Consider the following 2,192-nt stretch of genomic DNA (forward strand, 5'->3'; position numbering starts at 1 on the left):
GGCCCGCCTGTCCGGGATCAAGGACGCCAAGGTGTTCTTCACCAACTCGGGCACCGAGGCCAACGAGACCGCGCTGATGCTCGCCACCACCGCGCGCCGGTCGAACCAGGTGCTCGCCATGCGCGGCAGCTACCACGGCCGCTCTTTTGGCGCGGTCGCGATCACGGGCAACGTCGCGTGGAAGAGCTCCCAGCTCGCTCCGTTTAGCGTGCAATACCTGCACGGCACCGACCGATACCTGCCCGCCTTCGCCAGCCTCAGCGACGAACAGTACACCGAAGCCTGCACCGCCGACCTGAAGCACCTGCTCACCGCGGCCACCGCGCGCGACGTCGCGTGCCTGATCGCCGAGCCGGTCCAGGGCGTCGGCGGGTTCACCATGCCGCCGGACGGGCTGCTCGGCGCCTACCGCGACCTGCTCGCCGAGCACGGCGTCCTGTTCATCTCCGACGAGGTGCAGACCGCGTGGGGGAGGACCGGGGAGCACTTCTGGGGGATCGGCGCGCACGGCGTGACCCCCGACATGATCACGTTCGCCAAGGGGCTCGGCAACGGGTTCGCCATCGGCGGGGTGATCGCCCGCGGTGACCTGATGGACTCGCTGCCCGGCAACGGCATCTCCACCTTCGGCGGCAACCCGCTGGCCACTACCGCGGCCAACGCTGCCCTGGACTACGTGCTCGACCACGACCTGCAGCGCAACGCGGCCACGCTCGGCGCCATGATCATCGACGGGCTCCGGGAGGCCACCGGGCCGCTGTGGACGGTCGGCCAGGTGCGGGGCAAGGGCCTGATGTTCGCGGTGGACCTGGTGGACCCAGACACCGGCGCGCCCAGCCCGGCGCTGGCCACCCGCGTGCTCGAGCAGGCGCGAGACCTAGGCCTGCTCATCGGCAAGGGCGGGCTGCAGGGCAACGCGCTGCGGATGGCGCCGCCGATGAACATCACCGAGGCCGACGCCAAGGAGGGCTTGGGCATGCTCATCGACGCGCTGCGCTCGGTGGAGGCGGAGGTGAGGAAATGAGCAGGCAGGCGAGCGACGCGCCGGAGGCGCGGAGAAGCGAGCAAATGAAGCACTGCTCCCACTGGATCGGCGGCCGCCCCTGGGACGGCGCCGCGGAGCGCCGCGGTGACATCTACAACCCGGCCACCGGGCAAGTGGCCGGCACCGTCGATTTCGCCTCGGCCACGGTCGTCGGCGACGCGGTCGCGGCGGCCGCGAAGGCCCTTCCCGGGTGGCGCTCGTTTTCTCTTGCCAAACGAACTGGCGTGCTGTTCGCGTTTCGCGAGCTGATCAACTCCCACCGTGGTGAGCTTGCCGAGCTGATCAGCGCCGAGCACGGCAAGGTGGCCTCGGACGCAGCCGGGGAGGTGGCCCGGGGGCTGGAGGTTGTCGAATTCGCCTGCGGGATCGGCCACCTGCTCAAGGGCGGGTACTCGGAGAACGTGTCCACCGGCGTGGACGCCTACTCGATCCGCCAGCCGCTGGGCGTGGTCGCCGGGATCACCCCGTTCAACTTCCCGGCCATGGTGCCGATGTGGATGTTCCCGATCGCGCTGGCCTGCGGCAACACATTCGTGCTGAAGCCGTCGGAGAAGGACCCCTCGGCGTCGCTGCTGCTGGCCAGGCTGCTGGCCGAGGCGGGGCTGCCCGACGGCGTGTTCAATGTGGTGCACGGCGACAAGGAGGCCGTGGACGCGCTGCTCACCCACCCCGACGTGCGTGCGGTGAGCTTCGTCGGGTCCACGCCGATCGCGCAGTACGTGTACCAGACCGGCACCTCGGCAGGCAAGCGGGTGCAAGCGCTGGGCGGGGCCAAGAACCACATGGTGGTCCTGCCCGACGCGGACACCGACCTGGCCGCCGACGCGGCTGTGTCGGCCGGGTTCGGTTCGGCGGGCGAGCGGTGCATGGCCGTGTCCGTGTTGGTCGCGGTCGGCGCTGCGGGCGACGAACTGGTCGCCAAGATCGCCGAGCGGGTGCGCGCGCTGCGGGTCGGCCCGGGCACCGACGAGCGGTCGGAGATGGGCCCGCTTGTCACCGGCGCGCACCGGGAGAAGGTGGCCTCTTATCTGGACGGCGGGGTGGCCGAAGGCGCCACGCTGGCGGTGGACGGCCGGATGCACCCGGTGATCGGCGGCGAGTCCGGCGGCTTCTGGCTCGGCCCGAGCGTCCTCGACCACGTCACCCC

General features: G+C 71.0%; 2 protein-coding genes. Both read left to right on the forward strand.

Annotation, left to right across the window (positions count from 1 at the left end; all coding sequences use genetic code 11):
* The coding region (locus tag VGJ14_19515) for an aminotransferase class III-fold pyridoxal phosphate-dependent enzyme (protein HEY2834617.1) at positions 1-1,024 on the forward strand (1,024 nt) is incomplete at its 5' end.
* Positions 1,021-2,192: CoA-acylating methylmalonate-semialdehyde dehydrogenase (gene mmsA / locus VGJ14_19520; protein HEY2834618.1), on the forward strand; the 1,172-nt coding region annotated here is incomplete at its 3' end. The genes VGJ14_19515 and mmsA, both read left to right, overlap by 4 nt.

The organism is Sporichthyaceae bacterium (assembly GCA_036493475.1).
In the GTDB taxonomy this organism is placed as follows: domain Bacteria; phylum Actinomycetota; class Actinomycetes; order Sporichthyales; family Sporichthyaceae; genus DASQPJ01.